This window comes from Streptomyces coeruleorubidus (genome assembly GCF_008705135.1).
Lineage (GTDB): Bacteria > Actinomycetota > Actinomycetes > Streptomycetales > Streptomycetaceae > Streptomyces > Streptomyces coeruleofuscus.
On the sequence record NZ_CP023694.1, the window covers coordinates 5,592,712 to 5,611,222 of the forward strand.

Below are 18,511 nucleotides of genomic sequence, written 5' to 3' on the forward strand. Positions count from 1 at the left end.
ACCTCTCGGATCCGCCAGGATCCACGACACGTCCCACTGGGCGTGTAACGCGTAAGCGCCGAAGAGCGATCATCCATCCGGGTGGTCGCTCTTCGGCGTTTCCGGGGTCCGGCCACGGTTGCCTTGAACCCTCTGTGGCGGGGGGTATGGTGATCTTCGTAGTGCCTCTGGGCCGGCCCCGGATCGGGCAGGGGGGCCTTGACGAACCGCACGCAGCGCGCAATTCTCAGGACGCGTCGTCACAAGGATCCGAATCCGAGGTATGGATCGGCGACGAAGAGGGCAGTATCAACGTGCGTTGAGGGCAGCGCCGTGTCGCAGGAGTGGAACAACGAGGGTGAACACGGGTTTCAGAACCCGGACTGGACATCAGTGTGCCGTGTGGCTACACTGACCCTTTGCGCTGCCTGTTAGCTGTCCCCTGCCCGTCACCAGGGGTCTGCCCTCGCCCGAGCATCGACGACAAGACCTGTCTGACCTGGCTTTTCGGCCGGACCGACATTGCTTGTCTCTGTGTACGGGAGAGGGGCCGGTACGCGCGTAGTGAGTCCGAGCCCTCGGAAGGACCCCCTCTTGGCCGCCTCGCGCAACGCCTCGACCGCGAATACGAACAACGCCGCCAGCACTGCCCCGCTGCGCATCTCTTTTGCAAAGATCAAGGAGCCTCTTGAGGTTCCGAACCTGCTCGCGCTGCAGACCGAGAGCTTCGACTGGCTGCTCGGCAACACCGCCTGGCAGAGTCGGGTCGAGGAGGCTCTCGAGAACGGTCAGGACGTCCCCACCAAGTCCGGGCTCGAGGAGATCTTCGAGGAGATCTCCCCGATCGAGGACTTCAGCGGGTCGATGTCGCTGACCTTCCGCGACCACCGCTTCGAGCCGCCGAAGAACTCGATCGACGAGTGCAAGGAGCGCGACTTCACGTACGCGGCCCCGCTCTTCGTCACCGCCGAGTTCACCAACAACGAGACCGGCGAGATCAAGTCCCAGACGGTCTTCATGGGCGACTTCCCGCTCATGACGAACAAGGGCACCTTCGTCATCAACGGCACCGAGCGTGTCGTGGTGTCGCAGCTCGTCCGTTCGCCCGGTGTCTACTTCGACTCCTCCATCGACAAGACGTCCGACAAGGACATCTTCTCCGCCAAGATCATCCCGTCCCGGGGTGCCTGGCTGGAGATGGAGATCGACAAGCGCGACATGGTCGGTGTCCGCATCGACCGCAAGCGCAAGCAGTCCGTCACCGTCCTGCTCAAGGCGCTCGGCTGGACCACCGAGCAGATCCTCGAGGAGTTCGGCGAGTACGAGTCCATGCGCGCCACCCTGGAGAAGGACCACACCCAGGGCCAGGACGACGCGCTGCTCGACATCTACCGCAAGCTGCGCCCGGGCGAGCCCCCCACGCGTGAGGCCGCGCAGACGCTGCTCGAGAACCTCTACTTCAACCCCAAGCGCTACGACCTGGCCAAGGTCGGCCGCTACAAGGTCAACAAGAAGCTGGGTACCGACACCCCGCTGGACGCCGGGATCCTGACCGTCGAGGACATCATCGCGACGATCAAGTACCTGGTGAAGCTGCACGCCGGCGAGACCGAGACGGTCGGTGACAACGGCACGTCCGTGGTCGTCGAGACCGACGACATCGACCACTTCGGCAACCGCCGCCTGCGCAGCGTCGGCGAGCTCATCCAGAACCAGGTCCGTACGGGTCTGGCGCGTATGGAGCGTGTCGTCCGCGAGCGGATGACGACCCAGGACGTCGAGGCGATCACGCCGCAGACCCTGATCAACATCCGGCCGGTCGTCGCCTCCATCAAGGAGTTCTTCGGCACCAGCCAGCTGTCCCAGTTCATGGACCAGAACAACCCGCTGTCGGGTCTGACGCACAAGCGGCGTCTGTCCGCGCTCGGCCCGGGTGGTCTGTCCCGTGAGCGGGCCGGCTTCGAGGTCCGTGACGTGCACCCCTCGCACTACGGCCGCATGTGTCCGATCGAGACCCCTGAAGGCCCGAACATCGGCCTGATCGGCTCGCTCGCCTCCTACGGCCGGGTCAACGCGTTCGGTTTTGTCGAGACCCCGTACCGCAAGGTGTTCGAGGGCCAGGTCACCGACGAGGTCGACTACCTGACCGCCGACGAGGAGGACCGCTTCGTCATCGCGCAGGCCAACGCGCCGCTGACGGACGACCTCCGCTTCGCCGAGGCCCGCGTCCTGGTCCGCCGCAAGGGCGGCGAGGTCGACTACGTCGGCGGCGAGGACGTGGACTACATGGACGTCTCGCCGCGCCAGATGGTGTCGGTCGCGACCGCCATGATCCCCTTCCTGGAGCACGACGACGCCAACCGTGCCCTCATGGGCGCGAACATGATGCGCCAGGCCGTTCCGCTGATCCAGGCGGAGGCCCCGCTCGTCGGCACCGGCATGGAGTACCGCTCCGCGGTCGACGCCGGCGACGTGGTCAAGGCCGAGAAGGCCGGTGTGGTCCAGGAGGTCTCCGCGGACTACATCACCACCGCCAACGACGACGGCACGTACATCACGTACCGCCTGGCCAAGTTCGCCCGCTCCAACCAGGGCACCTCGGTCAACCAGAAGGTCATCGTGGCCGAGGGCGACCGGATCATCGAGGGCCAGGTCCTCGCCGACGGTCCGGCCACCCAGCAGGGCGAGATGGCGCTGGGCAAGAACCTGCTCGTGGCGTTCATGCCGTGGGAGGGTCACAACTACGAGGACGCGATCATCCTGTCGCAGCGCCTCGTGCAGGACGACGTCCTCTCCTCGATCCACATCGAGGAGCACGAGGTCGACGCCCGTGACACCAAGCTCGGCCCCGAGGAGATCACCCGGGACATCCCGAACGTCTCCGAGGAGGTCCTCGCCGACCTCGACGAGCGCGGCATCATCCGTATCGGTGCCGAGGTCATCGCCGGTGACATCCTCGTCGGCAAGGTCACGCCCAAGGGTGAGACCGAGCTGACGCCGGAGGAGCGCCTGCTGCGCGCGATCTTCGGTGAGAAGGCCCGTGAGGTCCGTGACACCTCGCTGAAGGTGCCGCACGGCGAGACCGGCAAGGTCATCGGTGTGCGCGTCTTCGACCGCGAGGAGGGCGACGAGCTTCCCCCCGGTGTGAACCAGCTGGTGCGCGTCTACGTCGCGCAGAAGCGCAAGATCACCGACGGTGACAAGCTCGCCGGCCGCCACGGCAACAAGGGCGTCATCTCGAAGATCCTGCCGATCGAGGACATGCCGTTCCTGGAGGACGGCACCCCGGTCGACATCATCCTCAACCCGCTCGGTGTCCCGTCCCGAATGAACCCGGGACAGGTGCTGGAGATCCACCTCGGCTGGCTCGCCAGCCAGGGCTGGGACGTCTCCGGTCTCGCCGAGGAGTGGGCGCAGCGCCTCCAGGCCATCGACGCCGACCAGGTCCCGCCGCGGACCAACGTCGCGACGCCGGTCTTCGACGGTGCCCGCGAGGACGAGCTGGCCGGCCTGCTGGAGCACACCATCCCGAACCGCGACGGCGAGCGCATGGTGCTCCCGTCCGGCAAGGCGCGGCTGTTCGACGGCCGCTCCGGTGAGCCGTTCCCGGAGCCGATCTCGGTCGGCTACATGTACATCCTGAAGCTGCACCACCTGGTCGACGACAAGCTGCACGCCCGTTCGACCGGCCCGTACTCCATGATCACCCAGCAGCCGCTGGGTGGTAAGGCTCAGTTCGGTGGCCAGCGGTTCGGCGAGATGGAGGTGTGGGCACTCGAGGCGTACGGCGCCGCCTACGCGCTCCAGGAGCTGTTGACCATCAAGTCCGACGACGTCACCGGCCGCGTGAAGGTCTACGAGGCCATCGTCAAGGGCGAGAACATCCCCGAGCCCGGCATCCCCGAGTCCTTCAAGGTGCTCATCAAGGAGATGCAGTCTCTCTGCCTGAACGTGGAGGTGCTGTCCAGCGACGGTATGTCCATCGAGATGCGTGACACCGACGAGGACGTCTTCCGCGCTGCGGAGGAGCTCGGCATCGACCTGTCCCGGCGCGAGCCGAGCAGCGTCGAAGAGGTCTGACGGGAGTTCGGCGGCCTTCGTCATGAAGGCCGCCGGCCCCAGGACCCCCGTATCAGACCAAAGACTTACAACCCTGAGAGGGATTGACGCATAGTGCTCGACGTCAACTTCTTCGACGAGCTCCGGATCGGTCTGGCTACCGCTGACGACATCCGTCAGTGGAGCCACGGCGAGGTCAAGAAGCCCGAGACCATCAACTACCGCACGCTCAAGCCCGAAAAGGACGGACTCTTCTGCGAGAAGATCTTCGGTCCGACCCGGGACTGGGAGTGCTACTGCGGCAAGTACAAGCGCGTCCGCTTCAAGGGCATCATCTGTGAGCGCTGTGGCGTCGAGGTCACGCGCGCCAAGGTGCGCCGTGAGCGGATGGGCCACATCGAGCTCGCCGCGCCCGTCACGCACATCTGGTACTTCAAGGGCGTCCCGTCGCGGCTGGGTTACCTGCTCGACCTCGCCCCGAAGGACCTGGAGAAGGTCATCTACTTCGCGGCGTACATGATCACGTACGTCGACGAGGAGCGCCGCACGCGCGACCTGCCCTCGCTGGAGGCCCACGTCTCCGTCGAGCGCCAGCAGATCGAGCAGCGCCGTGACGCCGACCTGGAGGCCCGGGCCAAGAAGCTCGAGACCGACCTGGCCGAGCTGGAGGCCGAGGGCGCCAAGGCCGACGTGCGCCGCAAGGTGCGCGAGGGTGCCGAGCGCGAGATGAAGCAGCTGCGCGACCGTGCGCAGCGCGAGATCGACCGGCTCGACGAGGTGTGGAACCGGTTCAAGAACCTCAAGGTCCAGGACCTCGAGGGCGACGAGCTGCTCTACCGCGAGCTGCGTGACCGCTTCGGCACGTACTTCGACGGCTCGATGGGTGCCGCGGCGCTGCAGAAGCGCCTGGAGTCCTTCGACCTCGACGAGGAGGCCGAGCGCCTCCGCGAGATCATCCGCACCGGCAAGGGCCAGAAGAAGACCCGTGCGCTCAAGCGCCTGAAGGTCGTCTCCGCGTTCCTGCAGACCAGCAACAGCCCCAAGGGCATGGTGCTGGACTGCGTGCCGGTCATCCCGCCGGACCTTCGCCCGATGGTGCAGCTGGACGGTGGCCGCTTCGCGACCTCCGACCTGAACGACCTGTACCGCCGTGTGATCAACCGGAACAACCGACTGAAGCGGCTTCTCGACCTCGGCGCGCCCGAGATCATCGTGAACAACGAGAAGCGCATGCTCCAGGAGGCCGTCGACGCGCTGTTCGACAACGGCCGCCGTGGTCGCCCGGTCACCGGTCCCGGTAACCGCCCGCTGAAGTCCCTCAGCGACATGCTGAAGGGCAAGCAGGGTCGCTTCCGTCAGAACCTGCTCGGTAAGCGTGTGGACTACTCCGCGCGTTCCGTGATCGTCGTCGGTCCGCAGCTCAAGCTGCACCAGTGCGGTCTGCCGAAGGCGATGGCGCTGGAGCTCTTCAAGCCGTTCGTGATGAAGCGCCTGGTCGACCTGAACCACGCGCAGAACATCAAGAGCGCCAAGCGCATGGTCGAGCGCGGCCGCACGGTCGTGTACGACGTGCTGGAAGAGGTCATCGCGGAGCACCCGGTTCTGCTGAACCGTGCGCCCACGCTGCACCGCCTCGGCATCCAGGCCTTCGAGCCGCAGCTCGTCGAGGGCAAGGCCATCCAGATCCACCCGCTCGTCTGCACCGCGTTCAACGCGGACTTCGACGGTGACCAGATGGCCGTGCACCTGCCGCTGTCCGCGGAGGCGCAGGCCGAGGCCCGCATCCTGATGCTGTCCTCGAACAACATCCTCAAGCCGGCCGACGGCCGTCCGGTGACGATGCCGACCCAGGACATGGTCCTCGGTCTGTTCTTCCTCACCACCGACGGCGAGATGCGCGACCTCAAGGGCGAGGGCCGTTCCTTCGCCTCGGTCGCCGAGGCGATCATGGCCTTCGACGCGGGCGAGCTCTCGCTCCAGTCGAGGATCGACGTCCGCTTCCCGGTCGGCACCATCCCGCCGCGTGGCTGGACCCCGCCGGCGCGTGAGGAGGGCGAGCCCGAGTGGCAGCAGGGTGACAGCTTCCGGCTGAACACCACGCTGGGCCGCGCGCTCTTCAACGAGCTGCTGCCCGAGGACTACCCGTTCGTCGACTACGAGGTCGGCAAGAAGCAGCTCTCCGAGATCGTCAACGACCTCGCCGAGCGCTACCCGAAGGTCATCGTGGCGGCGACGCTCGACAACCTGAAGGCGTCCGGCTTCTTCTGGGCGACCCGCTCCGGCGTCACCGTGGCCATCTCCGACGTCGTCGTTCCCGAGGCGAAGAAGGAGATCGTCAAGGGCTACGAGGCGCAGGACGAGAAGGTCCAGAAGCAGTACGAGCGCGGTCTGATCACCAAGGACGAGCGCACGCAGGAGCTCATCGCGATCTGGACCAAGGCGACCAACGAGGTCGCCGAGGCGATGAACGACAACTTCCCGAAGACCAACCCGATCTTCATGATGGTGAACTCGGGTGCACGAGGCAACATGATGCAGATGCGTCAGATCGCCGGTATGCGTGGTCTGGTGTCGAACGCGAAGAACGAGACGATCCCGCGTCCGATTAAGGCCTCCTTCCGTGAGGGCCTGTCCGTGCTGGAGTACTTCATCTCCACGCACGGTGCCCGTAAGGGTCTGGCGGACACCGCTCTGCGTACCGCCGACTCGGGTTACCTCACGCGTCGTCTGGTCGACGTCTCCCAGGACGTCATCATTCGCGAGGAGGACTGCGGCACCGAGCGCGGTCTGCGTCTGCAGATCGCGAGCCGGAACGCCGAGGGCACGCTGCTCAAGGCGGAGGACGTCGAGACGTCCGTGTACGCGCGCTGCCTCGCCGAGGACATCGTGGTCGACGGCAAGGTGCTGGCCCCGGCCGGTACCGACCTCGGCGACGTGCTCATCGACGAGCTGGTCCGCCACGGCGTCGAGGAGGTCAAGACCCGCTCGGTCCTGACCTGCGAGTCCGCCGTCGGCACCTGCGCGATGTGCTACGGCCGTTCGCTGGCCACCGGCAAGCTGGTCGACATCGGTGAGGCGGTCGGCATCATCGCCGCCCAGTCCATCGGTGAGCCCGGTACCCAGCTGACGATGCGTACCTTCCACACCGGTGGTGTGGCCGGTGACGACATCACCCAGGGTCTGCCGCGTGTCGTCGAGCTCTTCGAGGCCCGTACCCCGAAGGGTGTCGCCCCGATCTCCGAGGCCTCCGGCCGCGTCCGGATCGAGGAGACCGAGAAGACCAAGAAGCTGGTCATCACGCCGGACGACGGCAGCGACGAGACGGCGTTCCCGATCTCGAAGCGCGCCCGGCTCCTGGTCAGCGAGGGCGAGCACGTCGAGGTGGGCCAGAAGCTCACCGTGGGTGCCACCAACCCGCACGACGTGCTGCGCATCCTGGGCCAGCGTGCCGTCCAGGTCCACCTGGTCGGCGAGGTCCAGAAGGTCTACAACTCGCAGGGTGTGTCGATCCACGACAAGCACATCGAGATCATCATCCGGCAGATGCTCCGCCGCGTGACGATCATCGAGTCCGGCGACGCCGAGCTGCTGCCCGGCGAGCTGGTCGAGCGCTCGAAGTTCGAGACCGAGAACCGTCGTGTGGTCCAGGAGGGCGGTCACCCGGCCTCCGGTCGTCCGCAGCTGATGGGTATCACCAAGGCCTCGCTGGCGACGGAATCCTGGCTGTCGGCCGCCTCCTTCCAGGAGACGACCCGAGTCCTGACGGACGCGGCGATCAACGCCAAGTCCGACAGCCTCATCGGCCTCAAGGAGAACGTCATCATCGGTAAGCTCATCCCGGCCGGTACGGGTCTGTCCCGCTACCGCAACATCCGGGTCGAGCCGACCGAGGAGGCCAAGGCCGCGATGTACTCGGCCGTCGGCTACGACGACATCGACTACTCGCCGTTCGGCACGGGCTCCGGCCAGGCCGTGCCGCTGGAGGACTACGACTACGGTCCGTACAACCAGTAAGGCGTAGGTCAGAGTCACTGAAGGGCGGTCACCTCTCGGGGTGGCCGCCCTTCGGCGTGTCCGCGGGGACGCGCCGGTGCCAGAAGGGCCGCCAGGGCGCATCATGGAGGGACTCCGCGCTCCGGGGAGGTGCACGACGTGTCCCAGCCGCCCTATCCCTCCTGGCAGCCCTGGCAGGGCCCCAGTGCCCCGTCCATGCTCGCCTCGCATGCCGATCGGGAGCGGGCCGTGGACGTGCTCAGAGCAGGGTACGGCGAGGGGCGGATGGAGCACGGTGAGTTCGAGAAGCGGGTGGCGCGGGCGTACGCGGCGCGGACCGTGGGTGAGCTGGCGGTGCTCGTCGCCGATCTGCCTCAGGGGCCTGTGCCGCAGCCGGCCGGGGTGATGCCCGTGCCGCGGACGTTTCTGCCCGTGCCGCGGCCGCAGACGAACGGGAAGGCGGTGGCGGCCGGCGTGTGCGGGCTGCTGTGTGTGCCGACCATGGGGCTGACGGGGATCCCGGCCGTGGTGCTGGGGCACGTGGCGCGGGCCGAGATCCGCAGCCGGGGGGAGCTGGGGGACGGGCTCGCGCTGACCGGTCTCGTACTGGGGTGGTTGTCCACCGTCGGCTGGGCACTCGTCATGGTGTTGCTGACGGTGGTGTCCATCGCGGCGGGGTGACGCGCAGGGCTGCGCGAAATGTGCGCAAATCGGACAGCCGTCATCGAATTGAAGATCGACAACGGCCGGGGGTCTTGACATGCCCCGTATGGCGATGCGGCCGGCATCCATTTGTTTTGACCGCAGCCAATGCGATAGGTACGCTCAGACCTTGTGCCTGGGGTGTGCCCTGGCTCTCGTGCGTGCCATGAACCGCACGTCGAGCTGATACCGGCCACCGTAATCCGCGCTTAATTCTGCCTGGCAGCGGGAGTTCGCGGGATTCGACACACCCGACCGCGTGGGTCGGCGACGTTCCAGGTTAGCTTCACCTATCGGCACACAGAAACCGGAGAAGTAGTGCCTACGATCCAGCAGCTGGTCCGCAAGGGCCGGCAGGACAAGGTCGAGAAGAACAAGACGCCCGCACTCGAGGGTTCCCCTCAGCGTCGTGGCGTCTGCACGCGTGTGTTCACGACCACCCCGAAGAAGCCGAACTCGGCCCTGCGTAAGGTCGCGCGTGTGCGTCTGACCAGCGGGATCGAGGTCACCGCTTACATTCCGGGTGAGGGACACAACCTGCAGGAGCACTCCATCGTGCTCGTGCGCGGCGGCCGTGTGAAGGACCTGCCGGGTGTTCGCTACAAGATCATCCGCGGTTCGCTCGACACCCAGGGTGTCAAGAACCGCAAGCAGGCCCGCAGCCGCTACGGCGCCAAGAAGGAGAAGTAAGAATGCCTCGTAAGGGCCCCGCCCCGAAGCGCCCGGTCATCATCGACCCGGTCTACGGTTCTCCTCTGGTGACCTCCCTGATCAACAAGGTGCTGCTGAACGGCAAGCGCTCCACCGCCGAGCGCATCGTCTACGGTGCCATGGAGGGTCTGCGCGAGAAGACCGGCAACGACCCGGTCATCACGCTGAAGCGCGCTCTCGAGAACATCAAGCCGACCCTCGAGGTCAAGTCCCGCCGTGTCGGTGGTGCCACCTACCAGGTGCCGGTCGAGGTCAAGCCCGGCCGCGCCAACACGCTGGCGCTGCGCTGGCTGGTCGGTTACTCCCGCGCCCGTCGCGAGAAGACCATGACCGAGCGTCTCCTCAACGAGCTTCTCGATGCCTCCAACGGCCTCGGTGCGGCCGTGAAGAAGCGCGAGGACACCCACAAGATGGCCGAGTCCAACAAGGCCTTCGCGCACTACCGCTGGTAGTCGCTACCCACATCGAGACCGAGAGAAGACTGAAGCCTTATGGCTACCACTTCACTTGACCTGGCCAAGGTCCGCAACATCGGGATCATGGCCCACATCGACGCGGGCAAGACGACCACCACCGAGCGGATCCTGTTCTACACCGGCGTTTCCTACAAGATCGGTGAGGTCCACGACGGCGCTGCCACCATGGACTGGATGGAGCAGGAGCAGGAGCGTGGCATCACGATCACCTCTGCTGCCACCACCTGTCACTGGCCGCTCGAGGACAACGACTACACCATCAACATCATCGACACCCCGGGTCACGTCGACTTCACCGTCGAGGTGGAGCGCTCCCTGCGCGTGCTCGACGGTGCCGTGACGGTGTTCGACGGTGTCGCCGGCGTTGAGCCCCAGTCCGAGACGGTGTGGCGTCAGGCGGACCGCTACGGCGTTCCGCGGATCTGCTTCGTCAACAAGCTCGACCGCACCGGAGCCGAGTTCCACCGCTGCGTCGACATGATCAGCGACCGTCTGGGCGCGCAGCCGCTGGTCATGCAGCTGCCGATCGGTGCCGAGGCGGACTTCAAGGGCGTCATCGACCTCGTGACGATGAAGGCCCTGGTCTGGTCGGCCGAGGCGACCAAGGGTGAGATGTACGACACCGTCGACATCCCGGACACCCACGTCGAGGCTGCCGAGGAGTACCGCGGCAAGCTGCTCGAGGCCGTCGCCGAGAACGACGAAGAGCTGATGGAGCTGTACCTGGAGGGCACCGAGCCCACCGTGGAGCAGCTCTACGCCGCGATCCGTCGCATCACCATCGCGTCCGGCAAGGGCGGCGGCACCACCGTCACCCCCGTGTTCTGCGGTACCGCGTTCAAGAACAAGGGCGTTCAGCCCCTGCTCGACGCGGTCGTGCGCTACCTGCCCACTCCGCTCGACGTCGAGGCCATCGAGGGCCACGACGTCAAGGACCCGGAGAAGGTCGTCGCGCGCAAGCCGTCGGACGAGGAGCCCCTCTCCGCGCTCGCGTTCAAGATCATGAGCGACCCGCACCTCGGCAAGCTCACCTTCGTCCGCGTGTACTCCGGCCGTCTTCACTCCGGCACCCAGGTGCTGAACTCGGTGAAGGGCAAGAAGGAGCGCATCGGCAAGATCTACCGCATGCACGCGAACAAGCGTGAGGAGATCGAGTCGGTGGGCGCCGGCGACATCGTCGCCGTCATGGGCCTGAAGCAGACCACCACCGGTGAGACGCTGTCGGACGACAAGAACCCGGTCATCCTGGAGTCCATGGACTTCCCGGCGCCGGTCATCCAGGTCGCCATCGAGCCCAAGTCGAAGGGCGACCAGGAGAAGCTGGGCGTCGCGATCCAGCGCCTGGCCGAGGAGGACCCGTCCTTCCAGGTCCACTCGGACGAGGAGACCGGCCAGACCATCATCGGTGGTATGGGCGAGCTGCACCTCGAGGTGCTGGTCGACCGTATGCGCCGTGAGTTCAAGGTCGAGGCCAACGTCGGCAAGCCGCAGGTCGCGTACCGCGAGACCATTCGCAAGGCCGTCGAGAAGGTCGAGTTCACCCACAAGAAGCAGACGGGTGGTACCGGCCAGTTCGCCCGCGTCATCATCGCGATCGAGCCGATCGAGGGCGGCGACGCCTCGTACGAGTTCGTCAACAAGGTGACCGGTGGCCGTGTGCCGAAGGAGTACATTCCTTCGGTGGACGCCGGTGCGCAGGAGGCCATGCAGTTCGGCATCCTCGCCGGTTACGAGATGACCGGTGTCCGCGTGACGCTGCTCGACGGTGCCTACCACGAGGTCGACTCCTCCGAGCTCGCGTTCAAGATCGCCGGTTCGCAGGCCTTCAAGGAGGCCGCGCGCAAGGCCAGCCCCGTGCTGCTCGAGCCGATGATGGCCGTAGAGGTCACCACGCCCGATGACTACATGGGTGAGGTCGTCGGCGACATCAACTCCCGCCGTGGCCAGATCCAGGCCATGGAGGAGCGGGCCGGTGCCCGCGTCGTGAAGGGCCTCGTGCCCCTTTCGGAGATGTTCGGTTACGTCGGCGACCTGCGCAGCAAGACGTCCGGCCGTGCCAGCTACTCCATGCAGTTCGACTCCTACGCCGAGGTTCCCAGGAACGTCGCCGAGGAGATCATCGCGAAGGCCAAGGGCGAGTAACGCACCGCGTCTACACGCCGTAGGCTTGACTCCGGAGCCTTGAGGGGCATTCCGCCGCAATCATGGTGAGAATGCCCCGGGGCCCGGGCTTTCCAGCAAAGATCACCTGGCGCCGATGAGTAAGGCGTACCAGAACCACTCCACAGGAGGACCCCAGTGGCGAAGGCGAAGTTCGAGCGGACTAAGCCGCACGTCAACATCGGCACCATCGGTCACATCGACCACGGTAAGACGACCCTCACGGCCGCCATTACCAAGGTGCTGCACGACGCGTACCCGGACCTGAACGAGGCCTCGGCCTTCGACCAGATCGACAAGGCTCCTGAGGAGCGCCAGCGCGGTATCACCATCTCCATCGCGCACGTCGAGTACCAGACCGAGACGCGTCACTACGCCCACGTCGACTGCCCCGGTCACGCGGACTACATCAAGAACATGATCACGGGTGCGGCGCAGATGGACGGCGCCATCCTCGTGGTCGCCGCCACCGACGGCCCGATGCCGCAGACCAAGGAGCACGTGCTCCTGGCCCGCCAGGTCGGCGTTCCGTACATCGTCGTCGCGCTGAACAAGGCCGACATGGTGGACGACGAGGAGATCCTGGAGCTCGTCGAGCTCGAGGTCCGTGAGCTCCTCTCCGAGTACGAGTTCCCGGGCGACGACGTTCCCGTCGTCAAGGTCTCCGCTCTGAAGGCCCTCGAGGGCGACAAGGAGTGGGGCAACTCCGTCCTCGAGCTCATGAACGCCGTCGACACCGCGATTCCGGAGCCGGAGCGCGACGTCGACAAGCCGTTCCTCATGCCGATCGAGGACGTCTTCACGATCACCGGTCGCGGTACGGTCGTCACCGGCCGTATCGAGCGTGGTGTCCTGAAGGTCAACGAGACCGTCGACATCATCGGCATCAAGACCGAGAAGACCACCACCACGGTCACCGGTATCGAGATGTTCCGGAAGCTCCTCGACGAGGGCCAGGCCGGTGAGAACGTCGGTCTGCTCCTCCGTGGCATCAAGCGCGAGGACGTCGAGCGCGGCCAGGTCATCATCAAGCCGGGCTCGGTCACCCCGCACACCGAGTTCGAGGCGCAGGCCTACATCCTGTCCAAGGACGAGGGTGGCCGCCACACGCCGTTCTTCAACAACTACCGCCCGCAGTTCTACTTCCGTACGACGGACGTGACCGGCGTCGTGACCCTCCCCGAGGGCACCGAGATGGTCATGCCGGGTGACAACACCGAGATGAAGGTGGAGCTCATCCAGCCCGTCGCCATGGAGGAGGGCCTGAAGTTCGCCATCCGTGAGGGTGGCCGGACCGTGGGCGCCGGCCAGGTCACCAAGATCAACAAGTGAGTCTTCGGACTGGCTTGAGGGTCGACTGACCTGAGTGGCTCGGAGGGGCCCGTACGACTTCGGTCGTGCGGGCCCTTCTGCTGTTTCCGACGCCCGCTCTACGACGGCTGGGACGCGGCTTCGGCCGGTCCGAGGGCGAGGAGAACCAGGACCGTCACCCGCACGATGACGCCGCCGAGCAGGGCGGCGAGGAAGCCGTCGACGTGAAGGCCGTACTCCATGTCGGAGCCGAGCCAGGACACCAGCAACCAGATCAGGGTGTCCTGAGCGATGCCGACCACGCCCAGGATCAGCAGGAGGACCGGGGGAGCGGTCCTGATGTCGCTCGGGTAGCTGTAGATCAGCTGGTTCACGATGAGGAAGACCGCGCCGGCGAGGACCACCTCCCACGGGGGCGAGTCGAGGATCGTGCTGATGCCGGGGAGGAGCACGGTGGCCAGTGTGACCCCGAGAAAGGTGCCGAGTACGCGTCTTCGCTTGTCCATGGGGCGGATCATGACTTAGGGCATGTCTGGCGACAAGGTTCTGGCGTGTGCGGTTCCGGCATCACGATCGTGAGACGCGTTTCGTCCAGCTGGTCAGAAGCCCAGGTGCGTGATCTGGACGACGTAGACCCGCTCGCTACGGACGACGACCTGCCAGTTTCAACTCACCCGCGGACTGCCTTCATGGCTTCGTCCAGGTCAGCACCCAGCTCTGCACCGGGCTCAGCGACTGCCACTCGACCGCCTTGGCGAATGCTTCGTCCTTGGCGACCTGCATCTCTTCCAGGCGGGCCGGATCGACGGCGGCGAGGGCCGCGCGCAGGGCGTCAGGAGTCTGCTGAGGGCGGGGGATCTTTGCTCTTCTCATGCGGCCTCCAGAAGCTCGGCCCGCTCGGGTCGGCAATCGCGGCAGTGGCCGGGGGCCGGTGCGCGGAAGGCGCGGTCGCAGCCGTCGCAGGTCTGGAGCGGGTGACGGAAGGTCGGCGGGGGTGCGGGTGCGCGGAACGGGGGCGGTGGCGGTAGTTGGGCTGTGAGGCGGTGGGCCAGGAGGGCGGCCGGGCGGTGCAGGGCCTCGGGTGGGAGGTCGGTGGTCAGGGCTTGGCGCACGGCGGTGGGGGAGACGTCGCGTTCGAGCCAGGCGGCGACGCCTGGGGCGAGGTGGGCGGTGTCGCAGGCGGAGAGGAGCAGGCGGGGGTCGTGGCGGCGGAGGTCCGTGAGGAGGTCTGTGGCCTGCTGGAGGAGGGCGGGGGCGCGGTAGGCGGGCTGCGGTACGGCGGGGAGGGGCTTGCGTGGGGCTCGCTTCTTCGGAGCCGGGTGTGATCGCCGTACGGTCCGGTCGTCTGTGGTCCGGTGTCCGGGCTGGTTGCAGGAGATCGTGCGGGTGATGATCCGGCCGTCGGGGAGGCGTTCGCGGACGCGGCGCAGGTAGCCGTGGGTTTCCAGCTCGCGCAGGGCGGCGGCGATGCGGGTCGTGCCTTCGGGGAAGCGGGCGGCGAGGGCCTTGATGTCGATACGGGCGCCGGCTGGGAGGGACTGGATGTGCGTGCCGAGCCCGATCGCGAGCAGTGACAGCTCCGGGTGCTGGGCGAGGTGGTTGCCGATCACCGTGAAGCGGGTGGTGTGGCGGGTGTTGTCGTGAATCAGGCCGGTGTGGGGGTGCCGCCGGTTCGAGTGCTTCTTCCCCGTTACGGGGGTGTGGGCGTGCGAGGGCACGTTAGGGTTCTGCGTATCCATCAGGAAGTTGGAGCCTTCCTCGGTGGTCAGGCCCTCGCACTGGGATTGCCGTCCCGGCGAGGGCCGTCGCATGTCTGCGGTGTGTTGCGCTGAGCGTAGGGCAGGCAATGGCTCCCGAATCCAGCTGAGTTGGCGATGTTCACTCGCGTGAGTGAGGCGGCGGCCTGGGCAGGAGGGGTGGGGTTTGGTGGGGTTCTTTCCTCGTGATGGTTCTTGGAAGAGACCGCCTAGGGCACCGGAGCGCGAGGTGTCGGGACCCGGTGCTTCGGGGGTCAGAGGGTGAGTTCGGCCCAGACGGTCTTGCGTGGTGGCGGGCCGGGGGTGACGCCCCAGCGGTCGGCGAGCGCGTCGACGAGCAGCAGACCACGGCCGGACTCGGACTCAGGGGTGGGGAGTCGCGGTGGTGTCGGCAGCTCGTCGTCGCGGGTGTCCGTGACCTCGATGCGGAGAGTGTCGGCCACGACGTAGAGGAGCAGGCGGAAGTCACGGCCGGGGATGCGGCCGTGTTGCGCCGCGTTGGCCGACAGCTCCGCGATGACCTGCCTCGCCGGGTCCAACGGCAGTCCCCAGGAGCGGAGTTGTTCGGCGGCCAGGAGGCGGGCCAGGCGGGCGCCGCGTGGGGTGGGGGACAGTTGGATGCTGAAGTGCCGGATATCGGTGGTGAGTTCGGGGAATTTCTGCGTCACGTCACTCAGCGTGGCGGCCCGTGCCTACCTTGAATAGTGACTCAGCGGGTGCGTACGGTAACTGTCCGGAGCTTGTCCGGTCGTGTCCGGGCTGTCGGGGTCGGGCGTACGGGTAGGGCGCTGGGCACGGTCGTACGACGGAAGGGTGCGGGGTGACGGCGGTCGAGGCGGACGCGGGTCGGCTCAAGGGCGAGGCGGACGAGCCGGGTTGGGAAGTGGATCCGGACGACGAGTGGGGCGTCGCGGTCATCGCCACGGTGGGGCGGCAGCTGAAGCTGCGGCGGGAGGCGGTGGGGATGCGGGCCGCCGAGTTCGGGACGGCGGTGGGGTACGGCGAGGACATGGTCTACAAGATCGAGGGCGGGAAGCGGATCCCTCGGCAGGACTATCTGGTCAGGGCCGATGAGGTGCTGGGCGCGGGTGGGCTCATCGCGGCGACGTGGGAGGACGTGAAGAGGGTTCGGTATCCCAAGAAGGTGCGGGAGCTGGCCAAGTTGGAGGGGCAGGCGGTTGAGATCGGGGTGTACGAAAGCATAAGCATCAACGGCCTGCTGCAGACCCCCGAGCATGCGCGAGCCCTGTTCGAATCGTGGCAGTCGGCTTACTCGCCGGACGAAGTTGAGCGTCTGGTGGCTGCGCGCATGGCCCGGCAGTCCGTGTTCGAGAGGTCACCGGCGCCGTCGCTCAGCTTCGTCCAGGAGGAAGCGACGCTGCGGCGCCCGGTTGGGGGCACAATGGTCTGGCGTCAGCAGCTTGAGCGCCTGCTGGAGGTGGGGCAGTTGCGTAACGTCAGGCTTCAGGTGATGCCGACGAGCAGCGAGGCCCATCCCGGTCTGAACGGGAGGATCGAGGTGCTGAAGTTCGGGGAGGTACTGCGGTGGGCCGGTCCGACGGTGCCTTCAATGGGCGACCGACCACTGATCCGAAGCAGATCCGGATCCTCGAACTGCGGTATGGCACTATCCGAGCTCAGGCCCTTCCACCACGGGAGTCGCTGGCCTTCATTGAGCAAGTGCTGGGAGAAACATGATCCGCAAGTCCTCGATCGGGGACGCCTCCGAACTGGCGTGGTTCAAGAGCAGCTACAGCAGTGGCCCTGACGGCGACTCCTGCGTCGAGATCGCGACCAGTGCGGCTGTGATACACGTCCGCGACTCCAAGCAGGCAACAGGCCCCCGACTCGGACTCGCGCCGGAGGCCTGGTCGGACTTCGTGGCGTCCGTCTAGCCGTCGTTCCGAAGGACGCTCACCGCGCGGTCGAACGCGGAGTCGCGCTTCTCGGCGAACTCCTCCTTGGTGAAGACCGGTTCGGTGAGGTGGGGCGGAATGCCCGTGCCGTCGTACGTGTGGCCGGAGCGGTTGAGGAACTCCTCGTTCGGGAGGATGGCGGTCATGCCGTTGGGCAGGTTGCGCTCCATGACGTCGGAGAAGACGCCCTGCGTGGGCTGACCGATGCGGACGGTGCCGCCAGGGCGGTTGATGAGGGCCTGGGTGAAGGTCTCGCCCGCGCTGACGGTGGAGCCTCCGGTGAGTACGGCGATGGGGCCGGTGTAGCGGGGCTCGTCGGCCGGAACGACCCGGATGGCTTCGGGGCGGGTGTGCCTGCCGGGGTCAGTGGGGTGGTTGCGGGCGCGTTTGGCGTAGGCGACGTAAGGCTGGTCCGTGAGGCGCTCGGCGATGTGGATGCCGAGGGCGTCGGAGCCGCCGCCGTTGATACGCAGGTCGATGATCAGGCCCTTGAGGCGCTGCGCGCGGTCCTTGGTGAGCATCGTGTCGAGGGCCTTGTCGAGTTCGGCGAGGTGGGCGGCGTACGAGGCGTCCCCGGGGGTGTAGCCGCCGAAGCCGGAGATACGGAGGTAGCCCTGGTCGGCGCCGCCGGGCAGGTCGGCGTAGGTGATCCGGCCGTTGGCGAAGTCCTGGCGGTACGGGGCGCCCTTGAGGTCGCGTTCGCCGATGAACTTCTTGACCTTGGTGTCCAGCTCCTGCGTGGGCAGTTCGGAGCCGGGGCGGACTTGGGCGAAGACGCGGTCTCCGTCTCGGACCGCGACGTGGGCGTCGTAGAGGGGGCGGACCATGTCACTGAAGACGGCGAAGAGTTCCTCGCGGGTGGTGTCCTGGTCGACCTTCGGGCGGTAGCGGTCCCGGGTGGCCTGCCAGTCGATGCCCTTCGCGGCGAAGAAGGGGTAGTTCTCGGCGAAGGAGTGCCAGAAGACGTCGAAGGCGGTGCGCGGGTCCTCGGGTGTGGGGCGGGTGCAGTCGGCGGGGAGGGCGTGGATCCGCCGCAGGGCGCGGTGGCCGACGGAGCTGTCCGCGCCGAGGGAGGCACGGTTCTTGCCCGGGCCGGGGCGGACGGTCAGGACGGTGCCGTAGGCGGTCGTGTACGTGTCCGGGCCGGTACGCCGGGCGGTGTCGCCCTTGAGGCAGCTGACTGATGTCGTCTGGAACTCCTGGAAGGCGTCGCCGTCGAGGGAGAGGACGGTGCCATAGCCGTCCATGCGCCAGAGGCCGTCGGTACTCGGCTTGCCGGGTGTGGCGACGGCGGGTGCTGCCGCGGCCGCGGCGAGGGCCAGGGTGAGGACGGTGGCTGTGACGGTACGCATGATGGGTCCCCGGTTCGTGGTCGTGGGTCACTACGGTGACCGGGGGAGTGGGGGACCGGCCATCCGGAAGGCTGGTGGACGAGGGCGGGGGGTAG

Annotated in this window: 12 protein-coding genes and 2 pseudogenes; 9 read left to right on the forward strand and 5 right to left on the reverse strand. The window is 66.9% G+C overall.

Annotated elements, in window-relative coordinates; translation table 11 throughout:
• Positions 1-573: 573 nt before the first annotated feature.
• The 7 genes from rpoB to tuf all read left to right on the forward strand — a co-directional run bounded on the left by rpoB (position 574) and on the right by tuf (position 13,412).
• Entirely contained in the window at positions 574-4,059 is a 3,486-nt protein-coding gene (gene rpoB / locus CP976_RS25935) for a DNA-directed RNA polymerase subunit beta (protein WP_150482516.1), read from the forward strand.
• 93 nt (positions 4,060-4,152) lie between these two features.
• Positions 4,153-8,052 carry a DNA-directed RNA polymerase subunit beta' gene (locus CP976_RS25940; RefSeq protein ID WP_150482517.1) on the forward strand — a complete coding sequence of 1,300 codons (3,900 nt, stop codon included), beginning with the start codon at positions 4,153-4,155 and terminating at the stop codon, positions 8,050-8,052.
• A 138-nt stretch (positions 8,053-8,190) separates the two neighbouring features.
• The gene (locus CP976_RS25945) at positions 8,191-8,712 is read left to right on the forward strand and encodes a DUF1707 and DUF4190 domain-containing protein (protein WP_150482518.1); all 522 of its coding nucleotides are present in this window, start codon (positions 8,191-8,193) and stop codon (positions 8,710-8,712) included.
• 339 nt (positions 8,713-9,051) lie between these two features.
• The gene (rpsL, locus tag CP976_RS25950) at positions 9,052-9,423 is read left to right on the forward strand and encodes a 30S ribosomal protein S12 (RefSeq protein WP_003948652.1); all 372 of its coding nucleotides are present in this window, start codon (positions 9,052-9,054) and stop codon (positions 9,421-9,423) included.
• Positions 9,424-9,425: 2 nt separating this feature from the next.
• Complete coding sequence (gene rpsG, locus CP976_RS25955; RefSeq protein ID WP_003998848.1) at positions 9,426-9,896, forward strand: 30S ribosomal protein S7; 471 nt, start codon at positions 9,426-9,428, stop codon at positions 9,894-9,896.
• A 39-nt stretch (positions 9,897-9,935) separates the two neighbouring features.
• Positions 9,936-12,062, forward strand: a complete 2,127-nt coding sequence (gene fusA / locus CP976_RS25960) for an elongation factor G (RefSeq protein WP_086842652.1) — start codon at positions 9,936-9,938, stop codon at positions 12,060-12,062.
• Positions 12,063-12,218: 156 nt separating this feature from the next.
• Complete coding sequence (tuf, locus tag CP976_RS25965) at positions 12,219-13,412, forward strand: elongation factor Tu (protein WP_033308978.1); 1,194 nt, start codon at positions 12,219-12,221, stop codon at positions 13,410-13,412.
• 98 nt (positions 13,413-13,510) lie between these two features.
• Here tuf and CP976_RS25970 read toward each other — a convergent pair whose 3' ends face one another.
• From CP976_RS25970 to CP976_RS25985, 4 genes and pseudogenes are all read right to left on the reverse strand, one after another.
• Positions 13,511-13,897, reverse strand: a complete 387-nt coding sequence (locus tag CP976_RS25970; RefSeq protein ID WP_167537419.1) for a phage holin family protein — start codon at positions 13,895-13,897, stop codon at positions 13,511-13,513.
• A gap of 187 nt (positions 13,898-14,084) precedes the next feature.
• A pseudogene (locus tag CP976_RS25975) lies at positions 14,085-14,264 on the reverse strand (hypothetical protein); the annotation flags it as partial.
• The gene (locus CP976_RS25980) at positions 14,261-15,130 is read right to left on the reverse strand and encodes a helix-turn-helix domain-containing protein (RefSeq protein ID WP_150485510.1); all 870 of its coding nucleotides are present in this window, start codon (positions 15,128-15,130) and stop codon (positions 14,261-14,263) included. The gene CP976_RS25980 and the pseudogene CP976_RS25975, both read right to left, overlap by 4 nt.
• Positions 15,131-15,402: 272 nt before the next feature.
• A complete protein-coding gene (locus CP976_RS25985; protein WP_150482521.1) occupies positions 15,403-15,816 on the reverse strand; it encodes an ATP-binding protein in 414 nt (137 codons plus the stop codon).
• A 152-nt stretch (positions 15,817-15,968) separates the two neighbouring features.
• Here CP976_RS25985 and CP976_RS25990 point away from each other — a divergent pair.
• A pseudogene (locus CP976_RS25990) lies at positions 15,969-16,846 on the forward strand (helix-turn-helix domain-containing protein).
• Positions 16,843-17,043 carry a DUF397 domain-containing protein gene (locus CP976_RS25995; protein ID WP_150482522.1) on the forward strand — a complete coding sequence of 67 codons (201 nt, stop codon included), beginning with the start codon at positions 16,843-16,845 and terminating at the stop codon, positions 17,041-17,043. Before CP976_RS25990 ends, CP976_RS25995 begins: the two are co-directional and overlap by 4 nt.
• Here the strand turns inward: CP976_RS25995 and CP976_RS26000 are convergent.
• Positions 17,040-18,416: a S41 family peptidase gene (locus CP976_RS26000; RefSeq protein WP_150482523.1), complete on the reverse strand. Its 1,377-nt coding sequence runs from the start codon at positions 18,414-18,416 to the stop codon at positions 17,040-17,042. The two genes, CP976_RS25995 and CP976_RS26000, sit on opposite strands and share 4 nt — an antisense overlap.
• Between the last annotated feature and the right edge of the window lie 95 nt (positions 18,417-18,511).